The organism is Duganella sp. (genome assembly GCF_039595735.1).
GTDB lineage: Bacteria > Pseudomonadota > Gammaproteobacteria > Burkholderiales > Burkholderiaceae_D > Rugamonas.
On the sequence record NZ_JBCNLB010000001.1, the window covers coordinates 366,185 to 382,423 of the forward strand.

The following is a 16,239-nucleotide window of genomic DNA, read 5'->3' on the forward strand; positions in this document are numbered from 1 at the left end:
TTGTCAGTTGCAGCCGCAGCCGCCTGCGCCGACGGCGTTGCCGCCGGAGGCGGCTTCCTTGCTGGCGTAGATGTGTTCATTGAAGCGGGCGCCCAGCGCATCGCCCTGCATCAGCATGTCCGGGCGTGCCAGCTGGCCTTTTTCCCAGGGCTGTACCGGGGACAGGGCGCAGCCGGACAGGCCAGCCATGGCGGCGCACAGCGCGATCACGATGCGGGCCTTCATTTGGCCGCTCCCAGTGCGGCCTTGATGCGGCTTTCCAGCGCTTCGCGGTCGGCCGGACGGAAGCCGCTGTGCTCATACAGCACCTTGCCGTCCGGGCCAATCAGCACGCTGCTGGGCATGCCCTTGATGCCGTAGGTGCGCGGCGCGCTGCCGTTCGGATCAAAGGCGATGACGAAGCGGGCCGGCGTGGCGGCCAGGAAGTTGCGGGCGTCGTCGGACTTGGCATCGACGTTGATGCCGACGATCTGCAAACCCTGGCTGCCGTAGCGCGCCTGCATCTCGTTCATCCACGGGAAGGACTGGCGGCATGGGCCGCACCACGAGGCCCAGAAGTCGACGTACACCAGCTTGCCCTTGTACTGATCCAGCTTGACCGCGCCGTCCGGGCCATTCAGGGTGAAGGCCGGCGCCGGCTTGCCGGCTTCCAGCGCCGATGCGGGCGCAGGCAGTGACAGCACGGCGCAGGCGGCGACGGCCGCCATGGTGGCGGCAGCGGCGCGCGCCTTGCGGCGGCGCCACAGCAGCACGCCGGCCGCCAGTACCACCAGCACCGCCAGCATCGGGTCGTTACCGTCTTTCACCGACGAGCAACCACCGCCGCCGCGATTCTGATTGCCGCCGGCGGCTGGCGCCGCCGCTGCACCTTGGCCGCTCAGGGCGATACTCCAGCTGGCGCCAGTCGCTTGCAGCGCGATGCTGCCGGCGGCGCTGCCGGTGGTGGTTGGGGCGAAGCGCACCGGCAGTTCGCACGAGGCGCCGGCGGCCAGCGTCAGCGGGAAGGCGCCGCAGGCATTGCTGTCGCTGGCGGCGGCGTAAGGGCCGCTGAAGGTGGCGCTGTTGATGGTCAGTGGCGCGCTGCCGGTGTTGGTCAGCGTGAAGCGCTTGACGGGACCCGTGTCGCCGACGGTGGCGCTGCCAAAGTCGAACGACTGGGGATTGGCGCTCAGGCTTGGCGTGGTGTTCGGCACGGACAGGCCGTTGCCGTTGAGGCGCACGCTGAACTGGGCGCCGCCATCGGTCATCAGCACCAGGTCGGCGCTGCGGGCGCCAGCCGCGGTTGGCTTGAAGGTGGAGTCGATGGTGCAGCTGGCGCCAGGGCTGACGGTGCCGTTAACCGCGCAGCTGCCGGCCAGCGCAAAGTCGCCGGGATTGCTGCCGCCCAGTACCAGCGACGTGATCTTCAGCGCGGCATTGCCATTGTTGGTCAGCGTGGCGGTGTGGCTGGCGGCCTGTTGGCCCACTTGCGTATCCGCGAAGGCGACTGGCGCGGTATCCGATAGCACTGGGCGCGCGACCGCCGAATTGGTGCCGGCGCCCGTAATGCCAATCGACAGGTCTGGCGCATTGGAGCGCAGCAGCAGGGTGGCGCTGACATTGCCCTCGGCGGTCGGTGTGAAGGACAGCGGCACATTGCAGCTGGCCGCTACCGCCAGCGTGCCGCTGCAGGCGCCGCTGCCGATGGTGACGCTGGCCGCGCCGCTCACGGCGACGCTGCTGAAGGTCACCGGCACGTTGCCGCGGTTGGTGATGGCCACCGTCTGCGTGGCGCTGGCGCCCACGGTTTGCGTACCAAATGCCACCACGGCAGGATTCGCCGCCAGCGACGGCGCCGCCGCGCTGGCGCTGCCGGCCAGGCTGATGGCGACCGCGCCGTTGCTGGCGTTGGAGGCCAGATTCAGGTTGGCCGCGAAAGCGCCGGCGGCGGTTGGCGTGGCCGTCACGGTCACGGTGCAGCTGCCGCCAGCCGCCACCGGCGTGGAGGTGGCGCAGCTGCCGCCCAGGGTAAAGATGCCTGCGTTGGCGCCGGACAGCGCGACGCTGCTGAAGGTCAGCGGCGCCTGGCCGGCGTTATTCACGGTGATGGTCTGTGCCGGCGACGCGGCGCCGGTCACCAGCGCGCCGAAGTTCAGCGCGGTGGCCGAGACGGCAATGGTGGCGGCGGCGACGGCATTGCCGGTGCCGCTCAAGGCCACGCTGCTGCTGCCGCCGGTGGCATTGTGATTGATGTTGAGCGCCGCGCTGCGCGCGCCGGCCGCGGTTGGGTGGAAGGTCAGCTGCACGTTGCAGTTGGCACCGGCGGCGACGGCCGCGCCGGCGGCACAGCTACCGCCGGTGATGGCGAAATCGCCGGCGTTGGCGCCGCCCAGCCCAATCGCACTGATGTTCAGCGCGGCGTTGCCGGTATTGGTCAGCGTGGTGCTGAGCGCGGCGCTGTTCTGGCCGACCGTGGTGCCGGCAAAGGACAGCGTGGCTGGCGCCAGCGAGGCCGCCGGCGCCGCCGTCACGTTCGGATTGCCGATGAAGGCCGCCAGGTCGGCCAGTTCGGCGGCGGAGAACTTGCCGTTGTACAGCGATCCCATGCCGCCGCGGTTGGCGCTGAAGGCGCTGCTGATCACGCCCGGGTTATTGGCTGCCGCCAGAATGCCGTTGACGTTGTTGGCCGGCGTGGGACCGTGGCAGGAGGCGCACGCGGTGCCGCCGGATACCGGTCCGTTCAGATACAGGCTTTTGCCATTCAGGGCGTCGGCCGCGTGGGCGCCGTGGGCCAGCGCAAGCAGGGCCCATAATCCGGCCAGCTGCGCGCCGCGGTGGGGTGAGAGTAGGTGTTTCATCGGTTCTCCAGTCACTAGGATCCACAAAGGGTGATTGCAAAAGCATTCGACAGACCATGCATCAACGCGCACACGCGCCAGTCGCGCCAGCGCTGATAAGCCGCGCCAAACAGCAGGCCTGGCCAGAACACCAGCGCCGCCGCCGTCGCGCCCGAGCCCAGGTGCAGGGCGCTGAAAGCTGCAGCGCTGAGCAGCAGCGCCGGCAGCGGCGTGGTACGCTGCAGCAGCCAGTGGTGCACGCCGGCGCGGATAATCCATTCTTCAAGCAGCGGCGCCACCAGCAGCAGGCGCGCGATGCCGGCCGGGTCCGGAGATAGCAGGGCGGGGCCGCAGAAGAAGGGAGGCGCAAGCACGGTTGCTGAACAATCTGTTAATGTTGTTGCGGTCAATAGCCACGCACCCGAAGATGGTTCAAAATTGGGCGAATAAATATTTTTGCGGTTTGCTTGAACCTTTTTTTCCCGGCCGCGTATTCACCGCACCAGGGGAGAAAATACATGCGGATGGGCGGAAGAATGGCTGTGTCGGACGAGTTGGATGAGGGGATGCTGCTGCGGCGGGTGTGCGGCGGGGACCGGCTCGCCTTCCAGGCCCTGTACCGCGCCTATTTCTCGCGGCTGGCGCGTTTCCTCGACCGCATGACCCGCAATGTGCCGCTGGTGGAAGAAATCATCAACGACACCATGCTGGTGGTGTGGCAGAAGGCGTCCACGTTCGACGGCAGCTGCAAGCTGTCCACCTGGATTTTCGCGATCGCCTACCGGCAGGCGCTGAAAGCCCTGCGCGGCCTGGATGTGCCGCTGGAGCCGCAGGAGGACCAGCCAGGAGAAGCCGGCACGGAACCTGAACACGCCCTGGCGGCGCGCCAGTTGCAGCGGGGCGTCAGCCGCGCGCTCGATGCGCTGCCGATGGAGCAGCGCATGGTGGTCAGCCTGACCTATTATCATGGCATGGCGTATCAGGAAATTGCCGATACCATGGGCTGCCCGGTGAATACGGTGAAAACGCGCATGTTCCATGCGCGGCAAAAGTTGAAGGACATGCTGTCCGATCATATGGAAGAGATGCAATGAGTACCCACATGAGCATGAGCGAGACCGAGCATCAGGCGCTGCAGGATTTGCTGCCCTGGTATGCATCGGGATCGCTGGGCGAGGCGGAAGCGCTGCGCGTGCAGGAGCACCTGCAGCTGTGCGGCGCCTGCCGCGCAGACCTGGCCTGGCAGCGCAAGCTGCTGGTGACGGAAGGCCCGCTGCCGTCCGGGCTGGACCCGGAGCGCGCCCTGGCGCGCCTGATGCCGCAGCTGGATGCTGTCGCAACCAGGCCGGTTGAACGCGCCGGCCTGGGCGCGCGCCTGCGCGCCTGGCTGGGCAACGCCGGCTGGCAGGGCTGGGCGATTGCCGCGCAACTGGGCGTGATCGCGGTGCTGGCGGTGCAGCTGCTGCCGCGCGGCGAAGCGCCGGCTTATCAGGCGCTGGGCCGCGGCGCCGCCTCCACGCCGGACCTGCTGGTGGTGTTCAAGGCCGACGCACGCCTGCAGGATGTGCAGCAGCTCCTGCAAGCCAACGGCGCGCAGATCATCGGCGGCCCCACCGTCACCGGCGCCTACATGCTGGACGTGGATGCCGGCCACCGTGCCGAATTGCTGTCTGCCTTGCGCGCCAATCCGGCGGTGGAACTGGCGGAATCGCTGACCGCAGCGGGCCAGCCATGAAGCGCATGCTGGCGCTGGCCCTGATGCTGTGCTGCGGTGCCGCCAGCGCACAGGACGGCCAGGATTTGCCGCAGATTGTGCCGCGCGTGGCGCCGGCCGCCGAGGCGGCGCCAGTGTCCGCACCGGCCGAGATTCTGGTCATGTTCAATCTGCCGGCGCCGCACTACCGGGCAGATAACTATGGCAGCGTCGATTACCGCGAAGACGCCGGACAAAGCGCACGCCGGCGCATCGCCGCTTCGGTGGCGGCGGATTACCGGCTGCAGCTGGTTGAAGACTGGCCGATGCCGGTGCTGAACATCGATTGCTATCGCATGCGGCTGCCCGCCGGCCAATCGGCGGCGCCGGTGCTGGCAGCGCTGGCGCGCGATCGCCGCATCGAATGGGCGCAGCTGATTCAGGACTTCGCCGGGCAGGCCGGCAGCGATCCGCTGTACCGCATGCAGCCGGCGGCCGGACCATGGCAGCTGGACGAGGTGCGCAAGGCCGCCACCGGACGCAAGGTGACGGTGGCCGTGGTGGACAGCGGCATCGAAAGCAGCCATCCGGACCTGGCCGGCCAGGTGGCGGTGGAAGAGAATTTTGTCGATGGCCAGAAGTACGTGGCGGAGCTGCATGGCACCGCGGTGGCCGGCGTGATCGCCGCCAGGGCCGGCAACGGCGTCGGCATCGAAGGCGTGGCGCCCGATGCGCGCCTGCTGGCCTTGCGCGCCTGCTGGCAAAGCGGCAGCGCCACCCGCTGCAACAGCTTCACCCTGGCCAAGGCGATGAACTTTGCGCTGTCGAATGGCGCGCAGGTGATTAATCTCAGCTTGTCCGGTCCGCAGGACAGATTGCTGCAGCAGCTGGTGGAGGCGGCGCAGGTGCGCGGCATCCGCGTGGTGGGCGCGGTCGATCCGGCGCGCGCGGACGGCGGCTTCCCGGCCAATGTGCCGGGGGTGTTTGCGGTGGCCTCGGACGGCCTGCCGCAACGCGCCGGCATGCATGTGCTGCTGGCGCCGGGGCGCGATATCCCGACCACCATGCCGGGCGGACGCTGGGGCGTGGTGGCCGGATCGTCGTATGCCGCCGCCCATGTATCGGGCATGCTGGCGCTGCTGGAGGAGCTGAAGCCACAGCTGCCGGCGGCCCGGCTGCGGGACAGCATCGTGTCCAGCGACAGCAGCGCACCTTTGACCGGAATTGATCTCTGTGCCACCATCCTCCGTATTTCAGGAAAATGTACATGCGCGTGCCCACCCAGTTCCAGCAGCCGCTTCGCACGCTCGCCCTGAGCCTCCTGCCCTGGCTGTTGGCGCATGACGCGCAGGCGCAGTTGAGCGGCAGTGCAGGCGTGGTTTCCAACTATCTGTATCGCGGCATCTCGCTCAGCGACGACAAGCCGGCAGCGCGTCTGGCGCTCAACTACGATGGCAGCAGCGGCTGGTTCGCGGGCGGGCAGGTGGTGACGGGGCAACTGGCGGTGGAGACGCACCGCAGCGCGCAGTGGACCGGCTACGCCGGCTATGCGCAGCGCCTGCCGTCCGGGCTGTCGTGGGAGACGGGCGTGTCGGCCTATGCTTTTCCGCATAATTCCAACTGGAGCTTCCGCGAAGTGTTTTTTGGCCTGGCTGGCGACAAGATCAGCGGTCGGCTGCATTATTCGCCCAATTATCTGGGGATGGGCGAGCGCTCGCTGTATGGCGAGCTGAATGGCGGCTGGGTGCTGGCGCCGCGGGTGCACGCCTTCTGGCACGGCGGTTACTACTATTCGCTGGATAACGCGCAGTCCAACCGCAGCGAGGCGCGGCTGGGACTGGCGAGTTCATACAAGGAATGGCGCGCGCAGCTGTCGCTGGATCTGGTGCGCCTGCGCGGCGGTACCTCCACCGACATCTACGGCAACACCAGTGGCGGTGGCGGTGAGGTCCGGCACGTGTTTGTCCTCACCGTCGCCCGCGCTTTCTGAATTACTGCTGCGGTTGTTGCTGCTGTTCTTGCTGGTTGCGCTTGGCGATCTCGTTGCCGACGTAGCCGCCGCCCACCGCGCCAGCGATGGTTGCCAGCTTGCGGCCGTTGCCGCTACCCACCTGATTACCCAGCAGACCACCGACTACGGCGCCGATGCCGATGCCGACAGCGCTGTTCTGTGGCGCAGGGGCCGGAGCTGGCGCTGGCGCCTGGGCCACTTGCTGTTGTGGCTGAGGCTGAGGTGCGGTCACATGATGCACCACCGTTTTATGTTCCACCACACGGCGTGGCTCAGGGGCCGGCGCGGCCACGGGGGCGGCAACCGGTGCAGCCACTGGCGCCGCGGCTGCGACAGGCGTCTCGGCCGGCGCGTTCTTGGCATTCGAATTCGGCAGCAAGCCGGCAATCGACGCCGCGCCGACCAGGCTGACCAGTGCGACCGAAGCAGCGGCAACAGCCATCATTGGGTGGATACGGGTGCGGGTGGTGTTTTCCATTTGTTCTCTCCTGAATATCGCCATCAGTGGCGCTTGCTCCTATAACGGGCTCAAGAGGGAACGCGGTGACGCAAAAAGTGTTTCTAGAGTAAGCAATTGTTACTGGGAATTGCGGTTATCGACGGCCGCGAACAGCTGCACTGCCCAGTCGACAAACACCCGCACCGTGGCGTTCAGGTGGCGGTTGGGCGGATACATGATGTACAGCGGGTGGCGTGGCGGCTGCCAGTCGTCCAGCAGGGTCACGATCTCGCCGCGCGCCACCATGTCCTTGACGAACCAGGCGAAGGTCTGGCCGATGCCCATGCCGGTCATCAGCGCGCCCAGATGGGCCGTGCTTTCGTTCACCGCGACCGCGGTGCGCGCATTGATTTCCAGCTGCTCGTCGCCGCGCGTGAAGCGCAGCGGGAACACCTTGCCCGTCAACGATGAAAAGTAGCCGACGATGGCGTGATGCTGCTCGATATCGCTTGGGTGCGACGGCCGGCCGTGCTGCTCGATGTAGGAGGCGTGACAGCAGGTCACAAAGTCCATCTCGCACAGCTTACGCGCGATCAGCGTGGTGTCGGCCAGGGCGCCGCCGCGGATCACGCAATCGATGCCCTCGCTGATCAAATCGGTGGGGCGGTCGCTGACGCCGAGGCGCAGTTCGATATCGGGATAGGCGGCCTGGAATTGCGGCAGCGCCGGCAGCAGGATCTGGTTGGCGTGGATGGAGCCGGTGTCGATGCGCAGGCGCCCCTTGGGCTGCGCCCGTGTGTGGCGGGTGGCGCTATCCATGTCCTCCAGGTCGCCCAGCAGGCGGCGGGCGCGCTCGTAGTACTGCGCGCCTTCCGGCGTGACTGTGATCGTGCGCGTGGTGCGGTGGATCAGCTTGGTGCCGAGGTGGTCCTCCAGATCCTGCACCAGTTTGCTGGCGGTGGAGCGCGGCAGATTGAGCTGATCGGCGGCCTTGCTGAAGCTGCCCGCCTCGGCAATCCGGACAAAAGTACGTAGCGCTAAGAGTTGATCCATTCAATTGTGCATGTGTGTGGATAGTGATTCCAATTTTACCTAATTTACACAACTGACTGCACAAAATACACTTCATTCCATCAACTAACCCAACACGAAGGAGTGAAATCATGAGCAAGCTTCAAGGCAAAGTAGCAGTAGTCACCGGTGGCACCAGCGGCATTGGCCTGGCCACCGCCCAGCGTTTCGCAGCAGAGGGCGCCCGCGTCTTCATCACCGGCCGCCGTCAGGCTGAACTGGACAAAGCCGCCGCCAGCATCCCGAACGCCACCGGCATTCAGGCCGACTCGTCCAGCAGCGCCGACCTGAAACGCCTGTTTGAAACCATCAAGGAAAAAGCCGGCAGCATCGACGTGCTGTACGTGAACGCCGGCGGCGGTTCGATGGCGCCGCTGGGCGCCATCACCGAAGAACACTTCGATGATGCGTTCGACCGCAACGTCAAAGGCCTGACCTTCACCGTGCAAAGCGCCTTGCCGCTGCTGAACAAGGGTGCCTCGGTGATCCTGACCAGCTCGACCGCTGGTGTGGTCGGCACCCCGGCCTTCAGCATCTACAGCGCCAGCAAGGCCGCCGTGCGCAACCTGGCACGCAGCTGGATTCTGGACGTGAAAGAGCGCGGCATCCGCATCAACGTGGTCAGCCCTGGTCCGATCCAGACGCCGGGCCTGGTCGAACTGGCTGGCGATGACGCCGCCGCACAGCAGGGCCTGCTGGACTACCTGGCGTCGCAAGTACCGCTGGGCCGCGTGGGTCAGCCAGAAGAAGTGGCCAAGGCCGTGGTGTTCCTGGCCTCGGACGACGCCAGCTTCGTCAACGGCACCGAGCTGTTCGTCGACGGCGGCCTGGCACAGGTTTAAGCGGAGCAGCATCCATGGACCAGTTCACGCACCCAGATCCAGCGCGCCGCGCGGCGCTGCGCGGTGTCGCCGCGGTGGCCGCCGCCGGCGGCATTGCCAGCCTGATGCCCGCAGGGGCAGTGGCAGCCACTGGCGCCACGCCAGTCGCCTTCGCGCGTCCGGCCCCTGTGCCCGGCGTGCAGCCCTTCAAGGTGGCGGTGCCGCAAGCCGCGCTGGATGATCTCAAGCTGCGCCTGTCGCTGGCACGCTGGCCGGAGCAGGCAACGGTGCCGGACTGGTCCCAGGGCGTGCCGCTGGAGCGCCTGCAAACGCTGGTGGACTACTGGCAGCACCACTACGACTGGCGCAAGGCTGAAGCGCGGCTGAACGCCTTCCCGCAGTTCACCACGCGCATCGACGGCCTCGACATCCACTTCCTGCACGTGCGCTCCAGGCATGCGAACGCGCTGCCGATCGTGCTGACGCATGGCTGGCCTGGCTCGGTGTTTGAGTTCATCAACACCATCGGCCCGCTGGTCGATCCGACCGCGCACGGCGGCAAGGCGGAAGATGCCTTCCATGTGGTGATTCCATCGCTGCCGGGTTACGGTTTTTCCGGCAAGCCGACTGCGGCCGGCTGGGGCCTGCCGCACATTGCCCGCGCCTGGGCCAAGCTGATGCGCCGTCTCGGCTACCGCAAATGGGTGGCGCAGGGCGGCGACTGGGGCGCCGGCGTGACCACCTGGCTGGCGAAGCGGCATGCCGATGGGCTGGCGGCAGTGCACCTGAACCTGCCGATCCTGTTCCCGCCGCCGATCGAAGGCGAGCCGGACAAGGACGAGCAGGCGACCATCGCCCAGCTGATCGCGTTTGACGGCAACAAATCCGGCTATGCCAAGCTACAGGGCACGCGTCCGCAAACCATCGGCTACGCACTGGCGGATTCGCCAGTGGCGCAAGCGGCCTGGATCTACGAAAAACTGGCGGAGTGGACCGACAGCGGCAACGATCCGGAATCGGTATTGAGCCGCGATCAAATCCTGGACAACATCACGCTGTACTGGCTGACCGGCAGCGGCGCCTCGTCCGCCCGCCTGTATGCGGAAAGCTTCAGCAGCGACTTCTCGACGCAGAAGCTGGACTTGCCGGTGGCGGTCAGCCTCTTCCCCGGCGAACTGTATCACCCGCCGCGCAAATGGGGCGAGCGCGTGTACTCGAAGCTGTACTACTGGAACGAAGCGGCACGCGGCGGCCACTTCGCGGCCTTCGAGCAGCCGGCGCTGTTCACCGCCGAGTTGCGCCGCGCTTTTGCCACCATTCGTTAAGCCCAGGAGAACATCATGCAAACCTCACCAATCCAGCCGGCGCGCCGCGCGCTGTTGACCGGCAAGCCATCCTCGCTGCGCCGCGCGGTGCCACAAGGCCTGATGCTGCCGCCGGCGACCACCGCCATCACGCCATTTCGCGTCGAAGCGCCGCAGGCGTTGCTGGACGATCTCAAGCTGCGCCTGTCGATGACGCGCTGGCCGGAGCAGGAAACCGGCGCTGGCTGGTCGCAAGGTGTGCCGCTCAAGCGCATGAAGGAGGTGGCGCAGCATTGGCAGCACCGCTACGACTGGCGCCGTGCCGAAGCCAGGCTGAACGCCTTCCCGCAATTCCGCACCGAGATCGATGGTCTTGGCATCCACTTCCTGCATGTACGCTCGAAGCATGAGAATGCGTTGCCGCTGGTCCTGACCCATGGCTGGCCGGGCTCCGTGTTCGAGTTCCTGAAAGTGATCGGCCCGCTGGTCGATCCGACCGCGCACGGCGGCCAGGCCGAGGATGCCTTTCATGTGGTGGTGCCATCGCTGCCGGGCTTCGGCTTCTCCGACAAACCGCAAGAGAAGGGCTGGAACGTGGTGCGCATCGCCAAGGCCTGGGGCACGCTGATGGCGCGCCTGGGCTACGGCAAATGGGTGGCGCAGGGCGGCGACTGGGGCGCCGGCGTGACTACCGCGCTGGGCCACATCAAGCCGGCCGGCCTGGCGGGCATCCACCTGAACTGGCAGTTCGTGTTCCCGGAAAAAATGCCGGCCACCTTGTCGGCCGACGAGCAGCGCGCGGTCGATGGCATGGGCCGTTTCCTCAGCGGTGAATATGGCTACTTCAACGAACAGGCGACCCGTCCGCAAACCGTGGGCGAAGTACTCAGCTCGACGCCGGTCGGCCAGGCCGCCTGGATCTACGAAAAATTCCAGGCCTGGAGCGACAACGGCGGTGACGTCGAAAATGTCCTGACGCGGGATGAAATCCTGGACGACATTTCGCTGTACTGGCTGACCAACACCGCAGCCTCGTCCGCGCGCATCTACTGGGAAAACTCGCCATCGAGTTTTTCCGGTGGCCGGCTGGATCTTCCAGTGGCGGTGAGCGTCTTCCCGAAAGAAATCTACCGCGCACCGCGTTCGTGGGCCGAGGCGACTTACCCGCAAATGATTTACTGGAACGAAGTCGAACGCGGCGGCCACTTCGCCGCCTTCGAGCGACCCGCCCTGTTCGTGGCCGAACTGCGCGCCGGCTTTGCCAAACTGCGTTAAGGAGCAAGCACATGCGCAGCATCATCTACCATCAATACGGCGAGCCGGCAGAGGTACTGCGCCTGAGCGATGTGCCGGCACTGCCGGCGCCGGCTGAAGGCGAAGTCCTGATCCGCGTGCACAGCCGGCCGGTGCATCCCGGCGATCTGCTTGGCATTCGCGGCCGTTACCGCGCGCCAGGGAATACCGCGCCGGTCGGAGCGGACGGTGCGCGTCCCGGCTTTGAAGGCGCGGGCGTGATAGAAGCTGTCGGCGCCGGCGTCGACCTGGCGCCCGGCACGCGCGTCGCCTTCTTCCCCGCCCGTTGGGCCTGGAGCGATAAAGTGCTGGCGCCTGCGCGCTTCGTCACCCGCATCCCGGACCGTCTTTCAGATGCGATAGCTGCACAACGCACGTGGCACCGCTCACGGCGGCATTGCTGCTGAGAGCAGTGAAACACGCTGGCGCCAAGCGTGGCGATGTGATCGCGCTTTCTGCCGCAGGCGGTTTGGTGGCGCGCGTGATGTCGACCTTGTTGCTGGCTGAAGGCTACGTGCCGCTCGGCATAGTCCGATCGGAGCAAGCGGCTGCGGTCTTGGCCAGACAAACGCCGCAGATGGATTTCGTCAGTACGGAGCAGGCCGATTGGGCGAAGCGCATTTTCCCGGTCACCAAAGGCAAGCCAATCAAGGTCGCGCTGGACCCGGTCGGCGGCAAGGTCGCCAGCGCGCTGGCGTTGATGCTGGCGGATGGTGGAACGCTGGTTTCCTACGGCGACCTGTCCGCAGCACCGATTGAAGTGCCGGCGCTGTCATTCTCAACGCGCGGCATCAGCATCCAAGGCGTCTCCGTCGGCCGCTGGCCGGCGCTGCCGGATGAAGTCCGCGCGGCCGATATCGCCATGGCGATCCAACTGGCCCAAGCTGAGCCGGACCTCTTCCGCGTCGCAGCCGAATACACGCTCGACCGGATTACTGACGCCGTAACGCACGCGGAACGCCCAGGCAAGGACGGTGCTGTACTACTAGTGGATTAGCCTCAGCATGAAGCCGGTCAGCAATGACGATTGCAGGATGGCGATGCCAACGACCCAACGCACAAGCACGGTCCGGGTTTCAGCAATCTTTAGCTCCAGTTCAAGCTTGACCTGTTCAATTTTTGCGTTGCATTTAATGTCAACTTCTTGCAGCTTGTTGGACAGCTGACTTAGTTCTCTAAATAATTGACCGGTGGTCTCAGCCTGAATTTCAGCGAGCGCCGGCTGCATGCCGGCTTCCATCAGGCGTTTGGCGTATTGAAAGCTATCGAAGGGAGTGGACATGATCGCGCCTGTGACGGGGTAAGCGTTCATGGTGGACCGCGTCAGAAAGACTATTATGAGCCGAATCAAAAGAATCCGGTGCACTATGTAAACCGCTAAGCAGTGATACTTGATGCACACCAATACCACCGTAGCGAGTTGCGCTACGGTGGCGTATGATCAAGTCATTCCGACACAAAGGATTACGAGATTTTTTTGAAACCGGCAGCCTGGCTGGTATTCCATCATCGCATGCATCAAAGTTAGCGGCGATGCTGCGACAATTGGATGCGGCGGATGGACCTCAGGATATGAATGTGCCGGGATGGAAGCTACACTCGCTTAAAGGCAGGCTTCAGGAGCATTTTTCCGTACATGTGAGCGGGAACTGGCGGTTGACGTTTCGGTTCGAAGGTATTGATGCGGTTCTTGTGAACTACCAGGACTATCAATCAAGGCAATAATCATGGCAGATATGTTTAATCCACCGCATCCCGGCCTCACGCTGCGCGATGATGTACTGCCGGCATTTAAGTTGCCAGTAGCAGAGGCGGCAAGGCAGTTGGATGTTGCCCCCCAGGCCTTGTCGGATATCTTGAATGGTCAAGCCCCGATAACGGTGGAAATGGCATTACGCATCGAGGCCTGGCTTGGCGTCGACCGTGGGGGGGCTGTGCGGGTCTGGCTGGCGTGCCAGGCCGCGTATGATTTGTGGCAAGCGAGACAGTGCTTGGCCGACGAGCTTTCCCAAGTACAGTCCGCCTCTCTGGCCGCAGAATTCTCCGAGTGATCAAGGCAAAAAAAAGCACAGAGATGCTCTGTGCTTTTTTCTGGTGTTCTGGTGCCCCGGGCCGGAATCGAACCGGCACGCCTTGCGGCGGCGGATTTTGAGTCCAAAGCGTTATCTTTAAGAATCAAATACTTAATATCAAAATCTGTTCCGCAAAAATTTTTCAGACGCGATATTTTCTCGGGGCTAGATCGCTGAGAACTCCGTTTTTGCGGAACGAATTTGCCGTTTATTTCGTCGGGGGAACCAGTTTTCCGCGGCGATTGCGCACATAGGTTGCCGTCATCATCGGCGTGGTATGGCCCAGCTGCGATTGCGCCGCCTCCATGCCGCGATCTTCCTCCGTATCCGTGCCCGCCTTGGCGCGCAGATCGCGCACCTGGTACTCCCGAATCCGCGCCTCGAGCAAGGGATTGGCTGCCGCCGCCGCGTCCCGTGCGCGATCGAATGCGCCGCGCATCTGGGCGTACGTCATCGGCTGGCCGTCCTCATTGTTGATCAGCATCAGGCTGCTCGACTTTCGTTCCTTGATGCGCCGCATGACCTCCGCCAGCGCGCCCTCAATCCGGAAGCGCACTTTCTTGTCGCCCTTGTTCTGTCGCACCAGTAGCGCGCCGTCGCGCTCGTCGGCCAGCGTCATCTTGCGCACGTCGGCAGGCCGTTGGCCGGTGAGGTAGGCTACCTCCAGCAGGTCGCGCAGCGGGGCTTCGGCGACAGCCAGTACCGCATAGTAGACGTCATCCTCTACATAGATATCGCGGCCGGCCTCCTTGTGACCCTTTACGCCGGCACATGGATTCGGCTTGCTGGTCAGGCCGTGTGCGCGGGCAGTGTTCCAGATGTGCGAGAACAGGGCCTTTTCGCGGTTGGCGCGGACGTGGCCTTCGGTGTCCGAAACAGGCACCAGTTTGCGGCCTAGCTTTTCGCGCACAAGGTTCTTTTCGACCGCTGTTGCAGTTGCCATCTTTACGCGCCAGCTCAGGTACTGGGTGATGTGATATGGCTCTATGTCGTCCAGCACTACAGGAGGGTCATCGAAAAACTGGTACAGGAATTTTATCTCGCGCTCGTTGTCCTGCTGCGTGCGCCGCGCCTTCTTTGGGACGACTTCGCGGAAATAGAACTCGGCGGCCACGCGGAAGGTTACGATCTGCGCCACGGCCTTGCCGCTCATGGTGAGCTCGGCCCACTTCTGGACCGCCACCACGTAGTCTTTGCCGAGCGGGATTTCTTTTCGGGGCTTGGCGCCGGTGTCCAGGTAGTAGTGGACCCGGTCACCTCGATGCCGGGCGCGCATGCCAGGCGGGAGGTTGGTGTTGCGACTAGCTTTGCGGCCCATAATCAACTCGCTTTCAGCACCTTCGGAACCCAGGGCTGTTTTGCTGGCGCGGCTGGCGCCGCCGCCATGCCGCGCCCCTCGATGGCGGCGCGCGCCACCACCGCACGACCCAGGGCGTTCACGAAGAACGGGATCCCCATGCGGCGCAGCTGATCCACCTGCAAGCTTTTGAACTTGCGGCCGGTGAGCACCGCGACTTCATCATCTTCCAGAAACATCGTGGTCATAGTTACCATCCTATCACTTTAAGATTCGCCCCATGGCTTCACGGAGCCACCTTCCTGAACTCGATAATCCGCGCCCGGGGATTGGTCGCCTTTGTGAGGCGCTGGGCTCTGCGTTGCTTGAGTTCCTGCCGTCGGGGCAGCTGGTGTGTCCGCATCCCGTATCCCAATGTTCAGCCGAGTAAACTGCGCTTCCGGCTCATCGAAAACCCATACCTTCCTGGTTACGACGAAAAAGTGCTCGCCTTCGAATCGCAGTTCATCGCCCACTGAAGGCGCGAAGTCTATTTGCCTTCGGGAAAACAGGCCGCGTTCTTCGTGGACGAAGTGTGCCTTGATCGTACGTCGAAGTTCATTCATGGCGCTAATCTCCTGCAGTTTCGATAGCAAATTGGGCGCGGTCGAGGCGCTCGATCTCTGCCAGGATCAACGCTCCGGCACGAACCAGATTGGAGCGCTTGTCTTTGGGTTTCCACCATGCTGCACTCCAAGGCCAGTCGAGTGGGAGGCGTTTTGACTGCACGTCACTCTCGGCGTGCGAGCAACCGGCCCATGCGTAGCAGCTTGCTGCGATCGCCATGTCGCCGGCGGTATGCTTGTCATCGTGCTCGGGCGTCCAGCCTTCCGCGCTGATCTGGCGCTGGCGTTCAGCTGCGATGTCTCTAAGAGCGGTTCTCTGCGCAGGTGCTGGCAGGAAGTCATCGTTTCGATTTTCAGAACCGATCAGCACCAGGCCGCCGCCGTCGTCTTTGGCCCACGATGGGCCGATAACCGGCGCGCCGGCGCCGGAGATGAAGTATTTTCCGTCAGCGCTGGGGACTCCAGCTTCTGTTTTCTCACTCATGGGATTGCTTCAATATCGTAATTTCACATGGCCGCACCGGTTCGGCGCTGCCTTTCAGGTAGACGACCATCTCCTCGTCGCCGTCGTGCCAGCAGAAGCCGGCGATGAACTTCTTGACGCCAGAGTGCAGCACCGGCCGCGTGAGCTGCTTAGCGCGGTGGATGCGCATGTCGTGCATATCGGCCTCATCGCGCGGATGTGGCGCCGCCATCACGGCCACCAGTTCCAGAGCACCAGCGCAATGAAGATACCGGCGCTTACTAGCAGCTCCGCGCCGGTCGGTGGCTGATACTTGGGTGGGGGATGTTCGTCGTGTTTCATATAGCTTCTCCT

The 16,239-nt window shown here is 64.6% G+C and carries 22 protein-coding genes; 11 read left to right on the plus strand and 11 right to left on the minus strand.

The genetic code is table 11. The annotated features are described in order from the left end of the window. Window positions 1-3 precede the first annotated feature (3 nt). From ABDW57_RS01665 to mrtJ, 3 genes are read right to left on the minus strand one after another with little or no spacing between them, the layout of a single operon-like run. On the minus strand, window positions 4-225 hold the full coding sequence (locus ABDW57_RS01665) for a DUF4266 domain-containing protein (RefSeq protein WP_343728470.1): 222 nt from the start codon (window positions 223-225) through the stop codon (window positions 4-6). After that, window positions 222-2,837, minus strand: coding sequence for a choice-of-anchor D domain-containing protein (locus tag ABDW57_RS01670; protein ID WP_343728471.1), 2,616 nt, complete (start codon window positions 2,835-2,837; stop codon window positions 222-224). The genes ABDW57_RS01665 and ABDW57_RS01670 overlap by 4 nt, the downstream gene beginning before the upstream one ends. Window positions 2,838-2,851: 14 nt before the next feature. Then, window positions 2,852-3,190, minus strand: coding sequence for a JDVT-CTERM system glutamic-type intramembrane protease (gene mrtJ, locus ABDW57_RS01675; protein WP_343728472.1), 339 nt, complete (start codon window positions 3,188-3,190; stop codon window positions 2,852-2,854). Window positions 3,191-3,352: 162 nt separating this feature from the next. On the opposite strand from mrtJ, the gene ABDW57_RS01680 reads away from it, so the two are divergent. The 4 genes from ABDW57_RS01680 to ABDW57_RS01695 are packed head-to-tail and all read left to right on the plus strand — an operon-like array spanning window position 3,353 to window position 6,499. Then, the gene (locus ABDW57_RS01680; protein WP_343728473.1) at window positions 3,353-3,910 is read left to right on the plus strand and encodes a sigma-70 family RNA polymerase sigma factor; all 558 of its coding nucleotides are present in this window, start codon (window positions 3,353-3,355) and stop codon (window positions 3,908-3,910) included. Then, window positions 3,907-4,551: a zf-HC2 domain-containing protein gene (locus ABDW57_RS01685; RefSeq protein WP_343728474.1), complete on the plus strand. Its 645-nt coding sequence runs from the start codon at window positions 3,907-3,909 to the stop codon at window positions 4,549-4,551. Before ABDW57_RS01680 ends, ABDW57_RS01685 begins: the two co-directional genes overlap by 4 nt. Continuing rightward, window positions 4,548-5,825 (plus strand): S8 family serine peptidase, encoded by a 1,278-nt coding sequence (locus ABDW57_RS01690; protein ID WP_343728475.1) that lies wholly within the window; start codon window positions 4,548-4,550, stop codon window positions 5,823-5,825. Before ABDW57_RS01685 ends, ABDW57_RS01690 begins: the two co-directional genes overlap by 4 nt. Then, the gene (locus ABDW57_RS01695) at window positions 5,777-6,499 is read left to right on the plus strand and encodes a TorF family putative porin (RefSeq protein WP_343728476.1); all 723 of its coding nucleotides are present in this window, start codon (window positions 5,777-5,779) and stop codon (window positions 6,497-6,499) included. The genes ABDW57_RS01690 and ABDW57_RS01695 overlap by 49 nt, the downstream gene beginning before the upstream one ends. A gap of 1 nt (window position 6,500) precedes the next feature. Here ABDW57_RS01695 and ABDW57_RS01700 read toward each other — a convergent pair whose 3' ends face one another. Together ABDW57_RS01700 and ABDW57_RS01705 are read right to left on the minus strand one after the other, a co-directional pair. Further along, window positions 6,501-6,998 (minus strand): glycine zipper 2TM domain-containing protein, encoded by a 498-nt coding sequence (locus ABDW57_RS01700; protein WP_343728477.1) that lies wholly within the window; start codon window positions 6,996-6,998, stop codon window positions 6,501-6,503. Between the two features lie 99 nt (window positions 6,999-7,097). Continuing rightward, window positions 7,098-8,012, minus strand: coding sequence for a LysR family transcriptional regulator (locus ABDW57_RS01705; RefSeq protein ID WP_343728478.1), 915 nt, complete (start codon window positions 8,010-8,012; stop codon window positions 7,098-7,100). 107 nt (window positions 8,013-8,119) lie between these two features. Between ABDW57_RS01705 and ABDW57_RS01710 the strand changes: the two genes are divergently transcribed. Genes ABDW57_RS01710 through ABDW57_RS01730 form a run of 5 tightly spaced genes read left to right on the plus strand, consistent with a single transcriptional unit; the run spans window position 8,120 to window position 12,445 of the window. Further along, window positions 8,120-8,872, plus strand: coding sequence for an SDR family oxidoreductase (locus tag ABDW57_RS01710; RefSeq protein WP_343729100.1), 753 nt, complete (start codon window positions 8,120-8,122; stop codon window positions 8,870-8,872). A gap of 14 nt (window positions 8,873-8,886) precedes the next feature. Next, window positions 8,887-10,176 (plus strand): epoxide hydrolase family protein, encoded by a 1,290-nt coding sequence (locus ABDW57_RS01715; protein ID WP_343728479.1) that lies wholly within the window; start codon window positions 8,887-8,889, stop codon window positions 10,174-10,176. Window positions 10,177-10,191: 15 nt separating this feature from the next. Next, window positions 10,192-11,430 (plus strand): epoxide hydrolase, encoded by a 1,239-nt coding sequence (locus tag ABDW57_RS01720; RefSeq protein WP_343728480.1) that lies wholly within the window; start codon window positions 10,192-10,194, stop codon window positions 11,428-11,430. A gap of 11 nt (window positions 11,431-11,441) precedes the next feature. After that, the gene (locus tag ABDW57_RS01725; protein ID WP_343728481.1) at window positions 11,442-11,855 is read left to right on the plus strand and encodes a hypothetical protein; all 414 of its coding nucleotides are present in this window, start codon (window positions 11,442-11,444) and stop codon (window positions 11,853-11,855) included. Next, the gene (locus ABDW57_RS01730; protein ID WP_343728482.1) at window positions 11,825-12,445 is read left to right on the plus strand and encodes a zinc-binding dehydrogenase; all 621 of its coding nucleotides are present in this window, start codon (window positions 11,825-11,827) and stop codon (window positions 12,443-12,445) included. The genes ABDW57_RS01725 and ABDW57_RS01730 overlap by 31 nt, the downstream gene beginning before the upstream one ends. On the opposite strand, the gene ABDW57_RS01735 is transcribed toward ABDW57_RS01730, so the two are convergent. Continuing rightward, complete coding sequence (locus ABDW57_RS01735) at window positions 12,434-12,730, minus strand: hypothetical protein (RefSeq protein WP_343728483.1); 297 nt, start codon at window positions 12,728-12,730, stop codon at window positions 12,434-12,436. The two genes, ABDW57_RS01730 and ABDW57_RS01735, sit on opposite strands and share 12 nt — an antisense overlap. Before the next feature lie 155 nt (window positions 12,731-12,885). Between ABDW57_RS01735 and ABDW57_RS01740 the strand changes: the two genes are divergently transcribed. Both ABDW57_RS01740 and ABDW57_RS01745 read left to right on the plus strand, forming a co-directional pair. Further along, the gene (locus tag ABDW57_RS01740; protein WP_343728484.1) at window positions 12,886-13,173 is read left to right on the plus strand and encodes a type II toxin-antitoxin system RelE/ParE family toxin; all 288 of its coding nucleotides are present in this window, start codon (window positions 12,886-12,888) and stop codon (window positions 13,171-13,173) included. A 2-nt stretch (window positions 13,174-13,175) separates the two neighbouring features. Next, a complete protein-coding gene (locus tag ABDW57_RS01745; RefSeq protein WP_343728485.1) occupies window positions 13,176-13,499 on the plus strand; it encodes a HigA family addiction module antitoxin in 324 nt (107 codons plus the stop codon). Window positions 13,500-13,728: 229 nt separating this feature from the next. Here ABDW57_RS01745 and ABDW57_RS01750 read toward each other — a convergent pair whose 3' ends face one another. The 5 genes from ABDW57_RS01750 to ABDW57_RS01770 are packed head-to-tail and all read right to left on the minus strand — an operon-like array spanning window position 13,729 to window position 16,117. Continuing rightward, window positions 13,729-14,838 (minus strand): tyrosine-type recombinase/integrase, encoded by a 1,110-nt coding sequence (locus ABDW57_RS01750; RefSeq protein ID WP_343728486.1) that lies wholly within the window; start codon window positions 14,836-14,838, stop codon window positions 13,729-13,731. Between the two features lie 2 nt (window positions 14,839-14,840). Further along, window positions 14,841-15,065, minus strand: a complete 225-nt coding sequence (locus tag ABDW57_RS01755) for a DUF4224 domain-containing protein (protein ID WP_343728487.1) — start codon at window positions 15,063-15,065, stop codon at window positions 14,841-14,843. A gap of 18 nt (window positions 15,066-15,083) precedes the next feature. Beyond that, on the minus strand, window positions 15,084-15,422 hold the full coding sequence (locus ABDW57_RS01760; protein WP_343728488.1) for a hypothetical protein: 339 nt from the start codon (window positions 15,420-15,422) through the stop codon (window positions 15,084-15,086). A 4-nt stretch (window positions 15,423-15,426) separates the two neighbouring features. Continuing rightward, entirely contained in the window at window positions 15,427-15,906 is a 480-nt protein-coding gene (locus ABDW57_RS01765; protein ID WP_343728489.1) for a hypothetical protein, read from the minus strand. Further along, the gene (locus tag ABDW57_RS01770; RefSeq protein ID WP_343728490.1) at window positions 15,899-16,117 is read right to left on the minus strand and encodes a hypothetical protein; all 219 of its coding nucleotides are present in this window, start codon (window positions 16,115-16,117) and stop codon (window positions 15,899-15,901) included. Before ABDW57_RS01770 ends, ABDW57_RS01765 begins: the two co-directional genes overlap by 8 nt. Window positions 16,118-16,239 lie beyond the last annotated feature (122 nt).

Coding starts and splice junctions, on each gene's coding strand:
- ABDW57_RS01665 (WP_343728470.1), bottom strand. CDS start 225: ATGAAGGCCCGCATCGTGATCGCGCTGTGCGCCGCCATGGCTGGCCTG.
- ABDW57_RS01670 (WP_343728471.1), bottom strand. CDS start 2,837: ATGAAACACCTACTCTCACCCCACCGCGGCGCGCAGCTGGCCGGATTA.
- ABDW57_RS01680 (WP_343728473.1), top strand. CDS start 3,353: ATGGCTGTGTCGGACGAGTTGGATGAGGGGATGCTGCTGCGGCGGGTG.
- ABDW57_RS01685 (WP_343728474.1), top strand. CDS start 3,907: ATGAGTACCCACATGAGCATGAGCGAGACCGAGCATCAGGCGCTGCAG.
- ABDW57_RS01690 (WP_343728475.1), top strand. CDS start 4,548: ATGAAGCGCATGCTGGCGCTGGCCCTGATGCTGTGCTGCGGTGCCGCC.
- ABDW57_RS01695 (WP_343728476.1), top strand. CDS start 5,777: ATGCGCGTGCCCACCCAGTTCCAGCAGCCGCTTCGCACGCTCGCCCTG.
- ABDW57_RS01700 (WP_343728477.1), bottom strand. CDS start 6,998: ATGGAAAACACCACCCGCACCCGTATCCACCCAATGATGGCTGTTGCC.
- ABDW57_RS01705 (WP_343728478.1), bottom strand. CDS start 8,012: ATGGATCAACTCTTAGCGCTACGTACTTTTGTCCGGATTGCCGAGGCG.
- ABDW57_RS01715 (WP_343728479.1), top strand. CDS start 8,887: ATGGACCAGTTCACGCACCCAGATCCAGCGCGCCGCGCGGCGCTGCGC.
- ABDW57_RS01720 (WP_343728480.1), top strand. CDS start 10,192: ATGCAAACCTCACCAATCCAGCCGGCGCGCCGCGCGCTGTTGACCGGC.
- ABDW57_RS01725 (WP_343728481.1), top strand. CDS start 11,442: ATGCGCAGCATCATCTACCATCAATACGGCGAGCCGGCAGAGGTACTG.
- ABDW57_RS01735 (WP_343728483.1), bottom strand. CDS start 12,730: ATGTCCACTCCCTTCGATAGCTTTCAATACGCCAAACGCCTGATGGAA.
- ABDW57_RS01740 (WP_343728484.1), top strand. CDS start 12,886: ATGATCAAGTCATTCCGACACAAAGGATTACGAGATTTTTTTGAAACC.
- ABDW57_RS01745 (WP_343728485.1), top strand. CDS start 13,176: ATGGCAGATATGTTTAATCCACCGCATCCCGGCCTCACGCTGCGCGAT.
- ABDW57_RS01750 (WP_343728486.1), bottom strand. CDS start 14,838: ATGGGCCGCAAAGCTAGTCGCAACACCAACCTCCCGCCTGGCATGCGC.
- ABDW57_RS01755 (WP_343728487.1), bottom strand. CDS start 15,065: ATGACCACGATGTTTCTGGAAGATGATGAAGTCGCGGTGCTCACCGGC.
- ABDW57_RS01760 (WP_343728488.1), bottom strand. CDS start 15,422: ATGAATGAACTTCGACGTACGATCAAGGCACACTTCGTCCACGAAGAA.
- ABDW57_RS01765 (WP_343728489.1), bottom strand. CDS start 15,906: ATGAGTGAGAAAACAGAAGCTGGAGTCCCCAGCGCTGACGGAAAATAC.
- ABDW57_RS01770 (WP_343728490.1), bottom strand. CDS start 16,117: ATGGCGGCGCCACATCCGCGCGATGAGGCCGATATGCACGACATGCGC.